The following is a 16369-nucleotide window of genomic DNA, read 5'->3' on the forward strand; positions in this document are numbered from 1 at the left end:
AAAACCCCGAGGTTTCCCTCGGGGTTTTGATGGTGGGCGTGGCAAGGATTGAACTTGCGACCCCTGCGATGTCAACACAGTGCTCTCCCACTGAGCTACACGCCCGTTTCTCTCGGCGGCACTTTCCGCAACCATCTGAAAGCGCTTTGCTTTTTCATCCGGTCGCTGTCTGCGTCGTCGTGAGGGCGGCTTTATATCCAGCCTCGCCGAACTGCGCAAGCCCTGTTTTTCACTTTTTTGATTTTTTTATCAAACCACCGCCTTTAGCCGCATCCCGCAGGCAGAGCCTGCCGTAAAAGCGCAACGGACAAAGGGGATGGAAAGTGGGGCGGAAAAGACAAAACCCCGAGGTTTCCCTCGGGGTTTTGATGGTGGGCGTGGCAAGGATTGAACTTGCGACCCCTGCGATGTCAACACAGTGCTCTCCCACTGAGCTACACGCCCGTTTCGCTTTGCTCCGCGTCGCCGTCACCGGCGGTTCGTCGCTGCGAGGACGGCTTTATACTCAGCCTGAACGATGCTGGCAACAGGTATTTTTCAAAAAAGTGTATTTTTTCAAAATGACAGAAATCGGAAGGCTCTCCCCGGCTGCCCCCTTGGAAGGGATTGCGCCCTTGGTGTAGCGTGCTGATATGGAAACAGGATCTCCCCAGCTCCACCCGGCGGAAGAGCGCCCCCCCTTTGTGCTGGACCGTCCGGCGCAGCAGACCCTGCCGCTGGTGGTCACCTCCCCGCATTCGGGGGACTACTACCCGCAGGCTTTTCTGGACTCATCACAGCTCGATCCCTCCGCGATCCGGCGGTCGGAAGACTGTTATGTGCATGAGCTGGTGGCCGATGCCCCCGATCTTGGTGCGCCGCTGCTGCGCGCCACCTATCCACGCGCCTACCTCGACCTGAACCGCGAAGCGTGGGAACTCGACCCCGAGATGTTCGACACCCCGCTGCCGCCGGGCATCAACAGCACATCGCCGCGCGTCGCCTCCGGGCTTGGCACCATCGCCCGCATCGTCGGCAACGGCAATACGATTTACCGCGGCAAGCTGTCATTCTCCGATGCCGAGGCCCGCATCCGCTGCCTGTATCATCCTTATCATGAGGCCCTGCAGCGGCTGATCGAGGAAACGCGGGCCCGCTTCGGCTATTGCCTGCTGCTTGACTGCCATTCGATGCCGTCTGTCACCGTCCCGGCAGGCCCGCCGGTGACCGGCTTCGTGCTGGGGGATTGCTATGGGGTAAGCTGCCATCGCTCCCTCGCCGATGCCGCCCGCTCCGCGCTGGAGCGCGGCGGATGGCGGGTCATGCGCAACACCCCTTATGCCGGGGGGTTCATCACCCGTCACTATGGCCAGCCGGAAAACGGGGTCCACAGTCTGCAGATCGAAATAAACCGCAGCCTGTATATGGACGAAAGCACCTATGACCGTCGGCGTGGGTTTTCCACCCTGCGCGCCCTGATGCGCGATACCCTGATGGCCGTCACCCACCGCGCCGGAATTGTGCTGAAGCGATGACGGCCATCACTGTTACATAAAAAACAGTGTCAAGAATATTTTTTCCCAGACTCGGCGGCATTAAGGCTGGACACCGGGGACGTGATCGGTACTATGCCGCGCACCGACGCCAAAAGCAGGCGACCGGGGGCAGAAAGCCCGCCCCGCCGGGGGTTTTTAAGAAATTTCAGTCACTTACAAAACAGTTTGCAATCATACAATTATGATTGTGTCTGAATGGTCTGAATTTTCTTTCTAAACTACCGGCGATCGCGGTTGACAGCCCACCGGATCACGCCATCATTCTGTCGTCGCACTTCTTCTGTCGTGTTGGTCTGGTTTTGCCGGGTCGACTCGCCAAACCCAAGCAAGCTGACCCCTGCCGGCCGAACCCTGAATGCGGCAACCGGCATACCGGGGTCAGACACCAGGATCACGACGCCCGGCCAGAAAGACGTATGGCAGGGACGGCCAGAGACGGGGGCCTTGATGCGGTTTTGCAAGCCGATACTGTTTGCGGGTCTGGGTATGGTGTGCGGTGCCAGTTCCGTGGCGCTGCTGGCATCGGTCCTCCACTCCCCGCCGGAATCCGCTTCCGCACAACACACACCGGCCCCGAAAGCCGCTGAAGGCCCGAAATCGGCAGGAACGCAGACCGCTTCCGCCGGGACCGACAATAGTGCCGACGCGCCCTCTCATGCCCAGAATAGCGGCGACGCCCGCAGCCTGACCGGCCCGCGCACCCCGCCGCGCCCGCTGACACGCAATCAGCAGCAGGGCCCGATCCAGACCGTTTCGCTGCAGGCCGGTGATGCTGCCATTGCCCCGTCCGCCAACGCGGAAAGCGTCAGCACCCGGGTGGTGACAGTCGGCCGCGGCGATACGCTGATGAGCGTTCTCGGCGCCGGGGGCGTTGACCGTCAGGATGCCCTGACCGCCGTGGAAGCCCTGCAGGACATCTACAATCCCCGTGCCCTGCGTGCCGGTGACGAACTGACCCTGACCTTTGCCATTGGCGAAGACGGCGAGCAGGCCTTTCAGGGCTTTTCGTTCACCCCAAATCCCGGCGTGCAGATCCTGACCTCGCGCAGCGAGGATAACGGCTTCTCCTCCAGCCAGCTGAAAGCCAAGCTGACGGAAGAGCTGGTCCGCTTTAAAGGCAGCATCAACAGCAGCCTGTTTGATGCCGCCATCGGGGCCGGTGTGCCGCACGGGGCCCTGAACGAATTTATCCGCATCTTCTCCTACGATGTCGACTTTCAGCGCGACATCCAGAAGGGCGACACCTTCGAGCTGGCCTTCAACCGGAAGGCAACCGCCAACGGCGAAACCGTGGAAGTCGGTGATCTGGTCTATGCCTCGATGACGCTGTCGGGCAACACCATCACACTGTTCCGCTTCAAGTCGCCGGACGGAACCGAAGATTTTTACAACAGCAAGGGTGAAAGCATCCGCAAGGCGCTGCTGCGCACCCCGATTAACGGGGCACGGCTCAGCTCCGGCTTCGGATCGCGGAATCATCCGGTGCTGGGGTATACCACCATGCACAAGGGCGTCGACTTTGCCGCCCCCACCGGCACCCCGATCTATGCCGCCGGGGATGGGGTCATTGAAATGGCCTCTCCCAATGGCAGCTACGGCAATTACGTCCGGGTCCGCCATACCTCGGAATATGCAACCGCTTACGCCCACATGTCGGGCTTCGGCAAGGGCATCTCCAGCGGTGTCCGGGTCAGACAGGGGGACGTGATCGGCTTTGTCGGCACGACCGGGCGCTCCACCGGCCCCCATCTGCATTATGAAATTCTGCAGGGCGGCAAGCAGGTTAACCCAATGGGGGTCCGCTTCCCCACCGGTCGCAAGCTTGCCGGTGCTGACCTGAAGAAGTTTGAATCGGCCCGGGCCGGGATGGAAAAAACACTGGCTGGCCTGCCCAACGGCATTCCGTCCCGGACCGCCAAACGTTAAAACAATCCACCACACACACACCTGACCCCAACCGGAGGAAGCATCAGCTTCCTCCGGTTTTTTTATGTACCGGGGTCACGGCGGCCTTGCCCGCCCGTTCAGTTAACCGGCATGCCTTGACAAGTCCGTCCGCCGCGCGCCTTAATAACTGACTAGTCAGTTATTAAAAGATGCCCGATGACCGACACCCCCCGCAACCGCCGCCGTAAGCATGCCCGCCCGGCAGAGATCCTGACTGCGGCGCTGGAGGAGTTCACCCGCAACGGTTTTGCCGCCACCCGGCTTGATGCCGTCGCAGCCCGGGCCGGGGTCTCCAAAGGCACGCTATATCTGTATTTTTCCGGCAAGGAAGACCTGTTTAAAGAAATGGTCCGCCAGACCATTCTGCCCCTTGTCGCGACACTGGATGACACGGTGGCCCATGCGGACAGCACCGTCCCATCGGCCACGCTACTGCGGCAGGTGCTGGTGCATCTGGCCGTCACTCTCGGCCATTCCGCCGCCGGTCGTCTGCCCAAACTGATTCTGGCCGAGGCGGAAGCCTTCCCGGAGCTGGCGGCCTTCTGGGCGGAGGAAGTGATTGGCCGGGCCGTAGCCCTGCTCCGCCGCCTGCTGGACCGTGGGATCAGCCGGGGAGAATTCCGCCCGCTGACGGTGGAGCCGGTGGTCCTGTTTTCCCCTTTTCTGCTGATGACCCTGTGGAACACAGCGATTGCCCCGGCAACCGGGCGACACCTTGACCCCGATACATATGCCCGGCAGGCGGTTGATCTGCTGCTGAATGGTCTGATCGCACAGCCGGAGCCCCAGCCATGACGATGCGCCGCCTCTTCCCGCTGATGGTTCTCCTGCTTTCCGTCACCGCCTGTCAGGACGAAACCGGCAGCGTCACCGGATATGTTGAAGCTGACCGCATCCATGTCGGCCTGCCTGCCGCCGGGCAGGTGGCAGCGGTGGATGTCCGGCGCGGGGATGAGGTGGCCGCCGGGGCCACACTGTTCCGGCTGGATGACCGGGCCGAGCAGGCCCGCCGCAATGCCGCCGCCGCCCGTCTGGGGCAGGCCCGCAACCAGCGGGATGATCTGCTGACCGGCCTGCGCCCGCAGGAGCTGAACGCCCTGCGGGCGCAGCGGGATCAGGCCGTGGCCGACGCCCGGCAGGCCGATGCCGAACTGGCCCGCCAGCGCGGATTAAGCCGCACTGAAGCCACCGCCCGCGCCCTGCTGGAAAAAGCCGAAGCTGACGCCAGCCGCAGCCGGGCCAAAATCGCCGAGCTGACCGCCCGTCTGGCACAGGCGCAGGAAGGGGCCCGCAGTGCCGCCATTGCCGCCGCAGAAGCGGCTGTGACGGCGGCAGAGGCTGATCTGGCGGCAGCAGACTGGGCCCTGTCGCAGCGTACCGCCACCGCCCCGGTCCCCGCACGGGTGGAAGATGTGCTGTTTCAGGCCGGGGAAACCGTCACCGCTGCGGCACCGGTGGTCACTCTGCTTGATCCCGCCCGCCTGCAGATCCGCCTGTATCTGGGGCCGGAGCAGATCAGCGGGCTGTCGCCCGATCAGGCCCTGTCCATCCGCTGCGATGGCTGCCCGGACGGCCTGACAGCCCGGGTGCGTTTTATCGCTGGGGAAGCCAGTTATGCGCCGCCCGTGCTGTATTCCCGCGACAACACCGCAACACTGGTGTTCCGGGTCGATGCCGTGCCTGACCGCCGGGACGCCCCGCTGCACCCCGGTCAGCCGGTTGTGGTCAGACTGCCCTCCCGCAGCGGAGGGTAACAGATGACCCCCGCCATCTCCGTCAGCGGACTGACCAAACGCTTCGGCCCCAAAACAGTTGTCGATCGCCTGACCATGACCGTCGGGGCCGGGCAGATCGCCGGCTTTCTTGGCCCGAACGGATCCGGCAAGACCACAACCCTGCGGATGCTGTGCGGCCTGCTGACCCCCGATGAGGGGACCGGCACCTGCCTTGACTTAGATATCCGTCAACAGGCCGCAGAGATTAAGCGGCAGATCGGCTACATGACTCAGAAATTCTCATTTTATGAGGATCTGACCATCGCCGAAAACCTCGAGTTCGTCGCCCGGGTACACGGCCTTCCGCAGCGGCGGGCGCTGGTCGCCGCCACCCTTGACCGGCTGGGTCTGGCTGACCGCCGGAAGCAGCTGGCCGGTGAACTCTCCGGGGGCTGGAAGCAGCGGCTGGCGCTGGCGGCGTGCATTCTCCACCGCCCCCGCCTTTTGCTGCTGGACGAGCCGACAGCCGGAGTGGACCCAAAAGCCCGCCGCGCCTTCTGGGAGAATATCCACGATCTCGCCGCAGATGGAATGACCGTTCTGGTCTCCACCCATTACATGGATGAGGCGGAACGCTGCCATGCCATCGCTTACATTGCCTATGGTCATCTGCTGGCGCAGGGGTCTGTGGCTGATGTGATCGCCTCCGCCGGGCTGACCACCTTCACCGTCCGCTCCGACGGCACCGATCCCCGCGCTCTTTCCACGTTGACGGCCCCACTGCGGGCCCTGCCCGGCGTTGATCTGGTGGCTGCTTTCGGGTCAGCCCTGCACGTCGGAGGGGCCAGCCGCAGCGCTCTGCTGGCCGCGATTGCGCCATGGCAATCCACGCCCGGACTGATCTGGCAGGAAGACCGGCCCACGCTGGAAGATGTGTTCATCCACCTGATGGCCCGGTCGCAGGACCCGTATGCAGGAGGCGCACCATGAGCCGCCCGGCCTTCTCCCCCGCCCGGCTGTGGGCGATGATGGTCAAGGAATTCATCCAGATGCGGCGGGACCGCCTGACCTTCGCGATGATGGTCGGCATTCCGCTGATGCAGCTGATCCTGTTCGGTTTTGCAATCAACTCAGACCCCCGGCACCTGCCGACAGCGGTGCTGGATGCCGACCACGGGCCGGAAGGGCGGGCCATCATCGCCGCCATGGAAGCATCGCGCTATTTCTCGGTCATCGCCGCCCCGGACAGCGACGCCGAAGCCGACATGATGCTGAAAACCGGGCAGGTCCAGTTTGTGGTGCGCATCCCTGCCGGGTTCAGCCGCCAGCTTCAGCGTGGCGACCGCCCCGCCCTGCTGGTGGAGGCCGATGCCACCGATCCGGCGGCAACATCCGGTGCGGTGGCAACCCTGAACGTGCTGGGTCAAAATGCCCTGACCCCGGATCTGACCGGTCCGCTGGCCTCTCTCGCCCCCCGGGCCGCCCCGTTCGATCTGCGCGTCCACCGGCGCTACAACCCCGAGGCCAGCACCCAGTACAATATCGTTCCCGGCCTGATGGGAGTGGTCCTGACCATGACCATGGTGATGATGACCGCCCTTGCCGTCACCCGCGAGCGGGAGCGCGGCACCCTGGAAACCCTGCTGGTCATGCCACTGCGCCCGGCAGAGGTGATGCTGGGGAAAATCATCCCCTATATCGCTGTCGGCTATCTGCAGATCGCAATCATTCTGCTGGCGGCGCGCTGGGTGTTTGCCGTCCCCCTGCTCGGCGGGTTAGGGCTGCTGACCGGGGCCAGCATCCTGTTCATCGCCGCCAATCTGGCAATCGGCTATACGTTCTCGACCATTGCCCGCACTCAGATGCAGGCCATGCAGATGGGCTTTTTCTACTTCCTGCCCTCAATCCTGCTGTCAGGCTTTATGTTTCCGTTCCGGGGGATGCCGGTGTGGGCACAGGGTTTAGGCGAAATCCTGCCCCTGACCCATTTTCTGCGGATCATCCGGGGGGTGATGCTGAAGGGCAATGGCATCAGTGAAAGTGCGCAGGAACTGTTGATTCTGGCCGTAACTCTGCTGGTCACCACCCTCATCGCCCTGCGGCGATACCGGCAGACCCTTGACTGATTATCCGGCACTGATTATCCGGCGCTGGCCAGTACCCGGAACCCTTCCGCCCCCAGCCCGACCGCGATAGACCACATCACCAGCGCAATCAGGGCATCCAGCACCCGCCACGCCAGAGGATTGCGGAAGACCGGTGTCAGCAGGCGGGCCCCATAGCCAAGCGCACTGAACCACACCCCGGACGACACCATCGCCCCGATGACGAACGACAGACGGGCATCACCGCTGTAACGGGCGGAAATACTGCCCAGCAGCACCACCGTATCCAGATAGACATGCGGGTTCAGCAGGGTCACCCCGGCCAGCGTCAGCAACAGGGCCTTCAGGGGTCTGGCCGGTTCTTCGGTCGGCAGCAGCGCCCCGGGCCGCAGGGCCCGGCGGGCGGCGGAAATGCCGTACCAACACAGAAAAGCCGCGCCCCCGAACGTCACCACCAGCAGCAGCGACGGCACCGCCTGAATCAGCGCCCCCAGCCCGACAGCACCGGCAGCGATCAGAATCGCGTCAGTCAAAGCGCAGAAGGCCACGATCGGGCCGACATGGGCCCGCAGCAGGCCCTGCCGCAGCACCAGAGCATTCTGGGCCCCAATGGCAACGATCAGGCTGGCCCCCAGCCCAAAACCTTCAACAGCAGCATGGAAGTCCATCATACATCCGCTCTGGGGCATTTTCCGTTTCAGGGGCATCCGGTTAACCGAAAAACCGCCCTGCTTTTTCAAGGAGCAGCCAACCGGGGCCGGTGCCCCCCTGCCGCATGTATGGCACAGAACACCCCGCTGTTGCCACCGGGGAAACGCAAAACGGGGCCACCCGCAGGCGACCCCGTTCTGTTTCAGTCTCAGACAGTCCCGGCTTACACCGCAGACGGTGCCTCCGGCTTGTCAGCGGCCGGAGCATGCTCATCCTCCAGCCCCAGACCGGCCTCCCGCTCCTGCTTCGCACGGTACTTGGCACGATGGTCATCGGCCAGGAAGGTGTAGATCACCGGCAGCACGAACAGGGTGAACAGGGTGCCGATGGTCAGGCCCCCGGCAATCACCACACCGATAGAGAAGCGGCTGGCCGCCCCGGCCCCGGCGGCCATGGTCAGCGGAATCACCCCGGCGACCATAGCGGCGGTGGTCATCAGGATTGGCCGCAGCCGCAGCGCTGCCGCATGGGCCACCGCCTCGGTCTTCGACTTACCGCGCTTGATCTGCTCTTCCATCGCCACTTCGCAGATCAGAATCCCGTGCTTGGTGATCAGACCAATCAGGGTAATCAACCCGACCTGCGTGTAAATGTTGAGCGTCAGAACCCCCAGCGCCAGCGGAATCAATGCCCCCACCATCGACAGCGGCACCGAGGTCATGATCACCAGCGGATCACGGAAGCTTTCGTACTGGGCCGACAGCACCAGATAAATCACCACCAGCGCGAAGACGAAGGTCAGCATCAGCGCCGAGCCTTCCTTGACGAACTGGCGCGACGGACCGGCATAGTCAACCGCGAACCCTTCCGGCAGCAGTTCTTTCCCCTTCTGGTTCAGGAACGCCAGCGCATCCCCCATCGACACACCGGGCATCGGCACGGCGGCAAAGGTGGCGGCGTTAAGCTGGTTAAACTGGTTCAGGCTGTTCGGGCGGGTGCGCTGTTCCAGCGTCACCAGACTGGACAGCGGCACCAGAGACCCATCGCCGGAGGTGACATGGATCTGGTTAATCCGCTCCGGATCCAGACGGTACTGACGTTCCGCCTGCGGGATCACCTTGTAGCCACGGCCTTCCAGATCAATCCGGTTGACCTCCCCGGCCCCGAAAATAGTCCCGAGGGCATTCCCGATCGACTGCATGGTCACGCCATACTTCCCGGCGCGGTCCCGGTCGATGGTGACCACCACCTCAGGGTTCTCAAACCGCAGGTCAGACATCTGGAAGATGAACAGACCGCTGGCGCGGGCCGCTTCTTCCAGCTGCGACATCACCCCGAACAGGGTGGCGTAATCAGCGGTGGTCGACACCACAAACTGAATCGGCAGACCGTCAGACCCCGGCAGCGGCGGCAGCGAGAAGGCCGAAATCTGCAGGCCGGTCACCGCATTGAGAGAGCCCTGAAGCGATTCTGAAATCGCCTGCTCGGTCCGGTCACGCATGGCCCACGGCTTAAGGATAACCCCGGCAATACCGTCGCTGACCCCTTCGCTGCCATTGACGAGGAAGTAGGTTTCCTTCTCCGGCACCCCGTCAAAGACCTGCCCGGCCTGACGGCCGTACATAGCCATATATTCCGGGTTGGCGGTGGCCGGGCCGGTCATCTGGGCCAGAACAATCCCCTGATCTTCCGCCGGGGCCAGTTCCGACGACGCGAAGAAGAACATCACCGGCAGAGTCGACAGCACGATGAAGGCCAGAAACAGCGTGCTGCCCCGACGGGTCAGCGACCGTTCCAGAAGATGTTCATACTTATCTGACAGGGCGGTGAACCACTTGTCGATCAGCTGAGCCATCCGGCTGTCGTCATGGGCCTTCAGCAGGCGGGAACACATCATCGGCGACAGAGTCAGCGCGATAACGCCGGAAACCGTCACCGCCCCGGCGAGGGTCAGTGCGAATTCCTTGAACAATGCCCCGGTCAGACCGCCAAGAAACGCCATCGGCGCATACACCGCCGCCAGCGTGATCGTCATGGAGATAACCGGCGTCGCAATTTCCCGCGCGCCGATGATGGCGGCATGGAACGGGGTTTTCCCCTCTTCAATATGGCGGTGAACGTTTTCCACCACCACGATGGCATCATCGACCACCAGACCAATCGCCAGCACAAAAGCCAGCAGTGTCATCAGGTTGATCGAGAACCCCATCGCCAGCATCACCACACAGACGCCGATCAGCGACAGCGGAATGGTGACAATCGGGATGATCACCGACCGCAGCGACCCCATGAACAGGAAAATCACCACCACCACGATCACCGCCGCTTCGGCGATGGTCTTCAGCACTTCCTTGATGGATTCCTGAATGAACACCGTGGAGTCATAACTGACTTCCAGACTGATCGCCGGGGGCATGTCATTTTCAATGGAAGGAAGAACCTCCCGCACGCCCTTCACCACCGACAGCGGATTGGCGTCCGGGGTCGAATCGATCGAAACGAACAGCGCTTCCTTCCCGTTGGCCAGCACGGTGGTATTGGTGCTTTCCGCCCCCAATGTCACCTGTGCCACATCCTTCAGGCGCACAACGCCGTCTGCCGTGGTTTTCACCACCAGATTTTCGAACGCGGTGGTGTCAGAGATATCGGTCTGCGCCTTAATCGTCAGGGTATCGTAATACCCCTTCAGGCTGCCTGCCGCCGACTGAAAGTTGTTGGCGCGCAGAATGGACTGCACCGCCTCGGCACTCAGGCCGTGCTGGGCCATCCGCTCAGGATCCAGCCAGATGCGGATCGCGAACTTCTGGGCCCCCAGCAGATTGACGGCGGCCACCCCCGGCACGGTCGACAGGCGCGGCTTGACCGCCCGGCTGACATAGTCGGTAATCTGCGCCGTGGTCAGGCTGGAGCTGTAAAAAGCCAGATAGAGGTTAGAAATGCCGGAACCGGATTTCTTATCAATCACCGGCTCTTCAGCGCCGCTGGGCAGGTCGGCCTTGGCCGCTGCCACCTGCGCCATCACGTCTGTCATCGCCGCATTGGGGTCGAAGTTCAGGCGGATGCGCGCAGTGACCACCGACATGTTGGCCGAGCTTTTCGAGGTGATGTAATCAACCCCGTTCACCTTGGCCACCGCAGCCTGAATCGGATCGGTGATGAACCCCTGCATCAGGGCCGCATCTGCCCCGGCATAGGTGGTGGTGACCGTGATCACCGTGTTCGACAGCTCCGGGTACTGGCGGACCTGCATATCCTGAATGGAGCGCAGCCCCATCAGCAGGATCAACAGGCTGACCACCACGGCCAGAACCGGACGGCGGATGAATGGATCAGTAAAACGCATGGGGCCGCCCCTTCCTTACTGCACGCCGATTTTCGGCGTGGCTTCCGGGGTCGCCCCTTCGACAACCGTCACCTTGGACTTGTTGTTCAGCTTCAGCGCGCCGGTGGTCACCACCTGTTCGCCAGCCTTGATACCCGTCCGCACTTCAACCATGCCATTCTGGCGATGACCGGCGGTAATGGAACGACGCTCCACCCGCAGGTCGCCCTTGTCATCCTTGCCGATGACATAGACAGAATCACCATAGAGGGAATAGGAGATGGCCGTCTGCGGCACGGTGATCACCGCATCGCGGGTTTCCATCTCGATATCCAGCTTGGCGAACATGCCGGGGCGCAGCTTTCCGTCGGGGTTCGGGAAGCGGGCCTGTATCTTCACCAGACCGTTGGTATCCACCAGCGGCTCAATCGCGCTGAGGGTCCCCGCGAACTGTTCCTGCGGGTACGGCGCCAGATGGGCCTTTACCACCTGCCCGACCTGCAATGACGGCAGGGCGGACTGCTCCACCGTGGCGGTCAGCAGCAGCTCAGAAAGATCCTGCACATTCACAATCGCTTCCCCGGCCTGCAGGTACTGGCCCTTGTCAATTTTGACAATCCCCAGCACCCCGTCGAAGGGGGCGGTAATGATCTTTTTGGCAATGGTCGCGCGGATCGAGTCCGCCTGAGCCGCCGCCATGTTCAGGTTGGCTTCCGCTTCGTCGAGCGTGGCCTGAGAGGTCGCATCAGACATCCGCAGCGACCGCAGGCGGTTGACCGTCAGGCTGCCAAGTCTGACCTTGGCTTCCGCCGACTTCAGATCGGCCAGTTCCACCTCGTGATCCAGTTCGACGATCCGTTCCCCGGCCTTTACCGTCGCCCCGGAGCGCGCCAGAATCGTCTTGACCAGCCCCGGCTGGGAACTGGCGATCATCACACCGTTCACCGCCTCCAGCGTGCCGATGGCCGGAATGGAACGGATCCAGGTTTCAGTGCCGACCGCAGCGGCCGAGACAGAGATTGTCGGCTCCGGCATATTCGCCAGAAAATCGGCAATCATCTTTTCCCGAAACTTGGCAAACCCGATCACCCCGCCCAGGACAACCACGGTCACACCAATGACAATATATGATTTTCTCATCTTCCAGCCTCTTGCGGTTATCCAGACGGGCACCGCCATACTATCCCATTCCTGAGTCCCGCGCTCGCCTTTCAGGCAACTTTGTCAGGAACAATCGGATCTTTAAAACAGGGTTTGTTCCGTCTTTCCGGAATAAAAAAGCGGCGCTCCCGCGCCGCTGTTCTTACTTTTTCTCGATCAGCTCGATCTTGTATCCGTCGGGATCCTCGATGAACGCGATCACCGTCGTCCCGTGTTTCATCGGCCCCGGCTCGCGGGTGATTTTCACCCCGTCCTTCCGCAGGCCGTCACAGGTGGCATAGATATCAGGCACCCCAAGGGCCAGATGGCCGAATCCGGTGCCGATGCTGTAGGCGTCCTGCTGATCCCAGTTATGGGTCAGCTCAATCACCGTATTGGACTGTTCCGGCCCATACCCGACGAAAGCCAGCGTAAAGCGGCCATCGGGATAATCCGTGCGGCGCAGAACATGCATGCCGAGATGCCGGGTGTAGAAATCGAGGGATGCCTCCAGATCTTTCACCCGGATCATCGTGTGCAAAAACTGAAAGCTCATACCGGTTTCCTCTTCTCAGCAAAATCAAGCACAACAGAAGCAGCCCGCCCGCTGGGCAGGTCAGCACCGCCCCCCAGATGGGCGAGTGCCTGCGAAAATGCAAGCCGTTGCTCGGTACGGACCGCCTCATCCCGCAATAATCGCAACGCCGTTTCAGCCAGACGCCCCGGCGCGCAATCTTCTTGCAGCAGCTCGGGCACGGCCAGACGATCCAACTGCAGATTGATAAGATTGACGAATCGGAGCTTACTGAGCTTCCGGAACAGCCAGGCCGTCAGCGGGGCCACCCGGTACGCCACCAGATGCGGCACCCGCGCCAGCGCCAGTTCCAGACTGACCGTTCCGGATGCCGCCATTGCGGCATCAGCAGCGGCAAACGCGTCATAGCGGGCCTTTTCGCCCCGCACCACCGTCACCGGCACAGCCCAGCCTTTAACCGCTTTTTCCACATCCGCCGCCACGGTGGCCACCGTAGGCATCACCACCCGCAGATCGGGGACCCGTTTGGCCATCAGCGCCACCGCCTCGGCGAAGGGGGGCAAAAGGCGGCTGATTTCGCTGCGACGGCTGCCCGGCAGCACGCACAGTACCGGCGCTATGGCCGGAATCCCATGCTTTTCACGGAACCCGGCACCATCACCACAGTCAGCCCCGCCTTCGATCACCGAATGACCGACATGGGTGCAGGCAAGGCCATGTTTTTGAAAATAGGCAGGCTCGTTCGGCAGCAGACACATCAGATGGTCCACCGTGCGGGCAACGTCTTCCGCCCGCTTCTCTTTCCATGCCCAGACCATCGGCGCCACATAATGTACCCGGGGGATCTGCGGGCAGTCACGGGCCACAGCCTGCTGAACCCGCTTGGTAAACCCCCAGCTGTCAATCGTGACCACAACGGCAGGCTTGCGGGCGGCAATCGCCGCCGCGACCTCCCTCACCCGCCGCAGCACCAGCGGAATACGCGGCACCACTTCCAGAAAGCCCATCACCGCCAGATCAGACTGATTGACCAGTGTCTGCAGACCTTCAGCCGCCATGCTTTCACCGCCAACGCCCATAAAGCGGACGCGGTCGCCGCACCGCCGCTTCAGCGCCGCCATCAGCCGCGCGCCCAGCAGATCGCCGGAGGGTTCGCCGGTAATAATGCAGATCAACAGATCATCGGCAGACGTCATGGCGTTCCCTCTGCGGTCAGGCCCACAACAAACAGCCCCAGCGCATCCGCCTGACGGCGGATCTCGTTGATATCAACCAGCACGGCTGCACCGGCCTGCACCCCGATCCCCCGCAGCCCGGCGGCGGCGGCCCGCGTCACCGTTACCGGCCCGATGGTCGGCAGATCCGCCCGACGGTCCTGCTGGGGCTTGCACATTTTCACCAGAACACCACCCGGCCCATCCCGCCGCAGATCGGCGCACCGCGACAGCATGGCATCCGTGCCTTCCACTGCCTCGGCGGCCAGCACGATGCCTTGCTGCACCACCACCCCCTGACCGACATCCAGACGGCCAAGGGCCAATGCCACGGCAGCCCCGTGCCGCAAATCGGCCAGCGCCTGTTCATCCGGCTGCACCGCCCCCAGCACACCCCGCCGGGCGAGATGCCCGCCCAGAATCTGATCAACGCCGATGACCCGGAACCCTTCCTGCTCGACCTCGGCGATCACCGCCCGCAGCAGACCGTCATCGCCAAGCGCTTTCAATCCGACCCGGGCAAAAAGCCGGGCGGCCCGCCAGTCCGGGCGCAGGTCGGCAAGGCTGGGGCGGCGGACCGGACCAACCATAACGATATCCTGCACATGATGGGTATGAAGGTGGCGGAAGCCCTCTCCGGCGGCGCCAAGGCGGATCCATGCATGATCCACCCCGGTCAGGCAGCCGGGATCGGTAAAGCCTTCCAGTGCCAGAACAAAAATCGGCCTGCCGGTTTCCCGGCAGGTCTCAATCACCCGGGCGGGCAGATCCCCGCCCCCGGCGATCAGCCCCAGCTTACGCGGGGCGGCATCAGGCAGCCCGGGGTCAGGAGGCATGGCCCCCTGCCGCCGGCCGACACAGAGCGCGGGAAGAGTCCGCCTCGATGAAGTCGATCACATCTTTGACAGCGGACAGCCCGGCATAGGTGACCTTCACCGCCTGCACCCGGTCAGACAGAACCGTATCATCGGAGGACAGGAACAGATCTTTATAGGCGTTGCGCAGACCGTGGATTTCCTCACGGCTATACCCACGCCGCTTGATGCCGACCAGATTCAGGCCTTCCAGACGGGCGCGGTTGCCCATGACGGTGCCATAGGGGATGACATCGTTTTCCACCCCGGACAGGCCACCGATCATCGCGTGCTTGCCGATGCGGGCGAACTGATGCACCGCCGAGCCGCCGCCAAGCACAGCGTAATCACCGATGACCACATGGCCCCCCAGCAGCACGTGGTTCATCACCAGCACGCTGTCGCCGATGATGCAGTCGTGCGCGACGTGGCAGCCGATCGCCAGCATGCAGCGGTTGCCGACCTTGGTCAGCATGCCACCGCCTTCGGTGCCGATGTTGACGGTCACATGTTCGCGGATAATCACATCCGACCCGATTTCAAGGCGGCCCGCCTCACCCTTGTACTTCAGGTCCTGCGGAATCTGACCGATCGCAGCGAAGGGGAAAATACGGGTCCCCTCGCCAATAACCGTATGCCCTTCGACAACGGCGTGGGAGATCAGCTCGACCCGCTCGCCCAATTCCACGTCGGGGCCGACAATGCAATAGGGGCCGATGCGGACGCTATCCGCCAGACGTGCCTTGGGGTCTACGACCGCAGTGGGATGAATGTGAGCCATTAAAAACCCTGAAACCGGATCAGAACAGAAGGACAGGCAGAGCAGACCGGCTCAGTTGTCCAGAATCATCGCGGCGTAAGTCGCTTCGGCCACCAATGTGCCATCGACCTTGGCCAGCGCCTTGAACTTCCAGACGTTGCCGCGCGACCGTTCCTTGGTCACATGCAGTTCCAGCCGGTCCCCCGGGCCAACCGGCTTGCGGAAGCGGGCTTCGTCAACGCTCATGAAGTACACCAGCTTGCCTTCGGACGCCTTGCCAAGGGTCCCCACCACCAGAACGGCAGCGGTCTGGGCCATCGCTTCGATGATCAGCACCCCCGGCATCACCGGGCGCTGCGGGAAATGACCCTGAAAAAAGTTTTCGTTGATGGTGATGTTTTTGACACCGACAGCACTTTCGTTCAGCCGGACGTCGATCACCTTGTCGATCAGCAGGAACGGGTAACGGTGCGGGATCATTTCCATGATCCGCTCAATGCCGATATCCGGCAGGGTGTTGTCCGGGGTTGCGGTCTCGGTGTTCACGTCGTTGCTCATCCGCCAGTACCAGTCTTCTTTAAATGTCTCAGT

Annotated in this window: 14 protein-coding genes and 2 tRNA genes; 6 read left to right on the forward strand and 10 right to left on the reverse strand. The window is 62.6% G+C overall.

From position 1 onward, the window contains the following. Positions 1-30: 30 nt before the first annotated feature. Positions 31-105, reverse strand: a tRNA-Val gene (locus tag G365_RS0102530). Between the two features lie 264 nt (positions 106-369). Continuing rightward, positions 370-444, reverse strand: a tRNA-Val gene (locus G365_RS0102535). Between the two features lie 188 nt (positions 445-632). On the opposite strand from G365_RS0102535, the gene G365_RS0102540 reads away from it, so the two are divergent. The 6 genes from G365_RS0102540 (at position 633) to G365_RS0102565 (ending at position 7323) form a co-directional block, all read left to right on the forward strand. Continuing rightward, the gene (locus tag G365_RS0102540; RefSeq protein WP_019643931.1) at positions 633-1514 is read left to right on the forward strand and encodes an N-formylglutamate amidohydrolase; all 882 of its coding nucleotides are present in this window, start codon (positions 633-635) and stop codon (positions 1512-1514) included. 468 nt (positions 1515-1982) lie between these two features. After that, entirely contained in the window at positions 1983-3461 is a 1479-nt protein-coding gene (locus G365_RS0102545; RefSeq protein ID WP_019643932.1) for a M23 family metallopeptidase, read from the forward strand. Between the two features lie 177 nt (positions 3462-3638). Continuing rightward, on the forward strand, positions 3639-4277 hold the full coding sequence (locus G365_RS0102550) for a TetR/AcrR family transcriptional regulator (protein ID WP_019643933.1): 639 nt from the start codon (positions 3639-3641) through the stop codon (positions 4275-4277). After that, the gene (locus G365_RS0102555) at positions 4274-5236 is read left to right on the forward strand and encodes an HlyD family secretion protein (protein WP_019643934.1); all 963 of its coding nucleotides are present in this window, start codon (positions 4274-4276) and stop codon (positions 5234-5236) included. The genes G365_RS0102550 and G365_RS0102555 overlap by 4 nt, the downstream gene beginning before the upstream one ends. Before the next feature lie 3 nt (positions 5237-5239). After that, a complete protein-coding gene (locus G365_RS0102560; RefSeq protein WP_019643935.1) occupies positions 5240-6187 on the forward strand; it encodes an ABC transporter ATP-binding protein in 948 nt (315 codons plus the stop codon). Beyond that, positions 6184-7323, forward strand: coding sequence for an ABC transporter permease (locus G365_RS0102565; protein ID WP_019643936.1), 1140 nt, complete (start codon positions 6184-6186; stop codon positions 7321-7323). The genes G365_RS0102560 and G365_RS0102565 overlap by 4 nt, the downstream gene beginning before the upstream one ends. 14 nt (positions 7324-7337) lie before the next feature. On the opposite strand, the gene G365_RS0102570 is transcribed toward G365_RS0102565, so the two are convergent. The 8 genes from G365_RS0102570 to fabZ all read right to left on the reverse strand — a co-directional run bounded on the left by G365_RS0102570 (position 7338) and on the right by fabZ (position 16336). Then, positions 7338-7973, reverse strand: coding sequence for a LysE/ArgO family amino acid transporter (locus tag G365_RS0102570; RefSeq protein WP_019643937.1), 636 nt, complete (start codon positions 7971-7973; stop codon positions 7338-7340). A gap of 203 nt (positions 7974-8176) precedes the next feature. Further along, entirely contained in the window at positions 8177-11296 is a 3120-nt protein-coding gene (locus tag G365_RS0102575) for an efflux RND transporter permease subunit (RefSeq protein WP_019643938.1), read from the reverse strand. Between the two features lie 15 nt (positions 11297-11311). Then, positions 11312-12415 (reverse strand): efflux RND transporter periplasmic adaptor subunit, encoded by a 1104-nt coding sequence (locus G365_RS0102580; RefSeq protein ID WP_019643939.1) that lies wholly within the window; start codon positions 12413-12415, stop codon positions 11312-11314. 163 nt (positions 12416-12578) lie between these two features. Further along, entirely contained in the window at positions 12579-12971 is a 393-nt protein-coding gene (gene gloA / locus G365_RS0102585) for a lactoylglutathione lyase (RefSeq protein ID WP_019643940.1), read from the reverse strand. Further along, the gene (gene lpxB / locus G365_RS0102590; protein ID WP_019643941.1) at positions 12968-14146 is read right to left on the reverse strand and encodes a lipid-A-disaccharide synthase; all 1179 of its coding nucleotides are present in this window, start codon (positions 14144-14146) and stop codon (positions 12968-12970) included. The genes gloA and lpxB overlap by 4 nt, the downstream gene beginning before the upstream one ends. Next, the gene (locus G365_RS0102595; protein WP_019643942.1) at positions 14143-15000 is read right to left on the reverse strand and encodes an LpxI family protein; all 858 of its coding nucleotides are present in this window, start codon (positions 14998-15000) and stop codon (positions 14143-14145) included. The genes lpxB and G365_RS0102595 overlap by 4 nt, the downstream gene beginning before the upstream one ends. Continuing rightward, a complete protein-coding gene (gene lpxA, locus G365_RS0102600) occupies positions 14990-15799 on the reverse strand; it encodes an acyl-ACP--UDP-N-acetylglucosamine O-acyltransferase (RefSeq protein ID WP_019643943.1) in 810 nt (269 codons plus the stop codon). The genes G365_RS0102595 and lpxA overlap by 11 nt, the downstream gene beginning before the upstream one ends. Before the next feature lie 51 nt (positions 15800-15850). Beyond that, complete coding sequence (gene fabZ, locus G365_RS0102605) at positions 15851-16336, reverse strand: 3-hydroxyacyl-ACP dehydratase FabZ (RefSeq protein ID WP_019643944.1); 486 nt, start codon at positions 16334-16336, stop codon at positions 15851-15853. Positions 16337-16369: the final 33 nt, after the last annotated feature.

The organism is Novispirillum itersonii subsp. itersonii ATCC 12639, from assembly GCF_000381985.1.
GTDB lineage: Bacteria > Pseudomonadota > Alphaproteobacteria > Rhodospirillales > Rhodospirillaceae > Novispirillum > Novispirillum itersonii.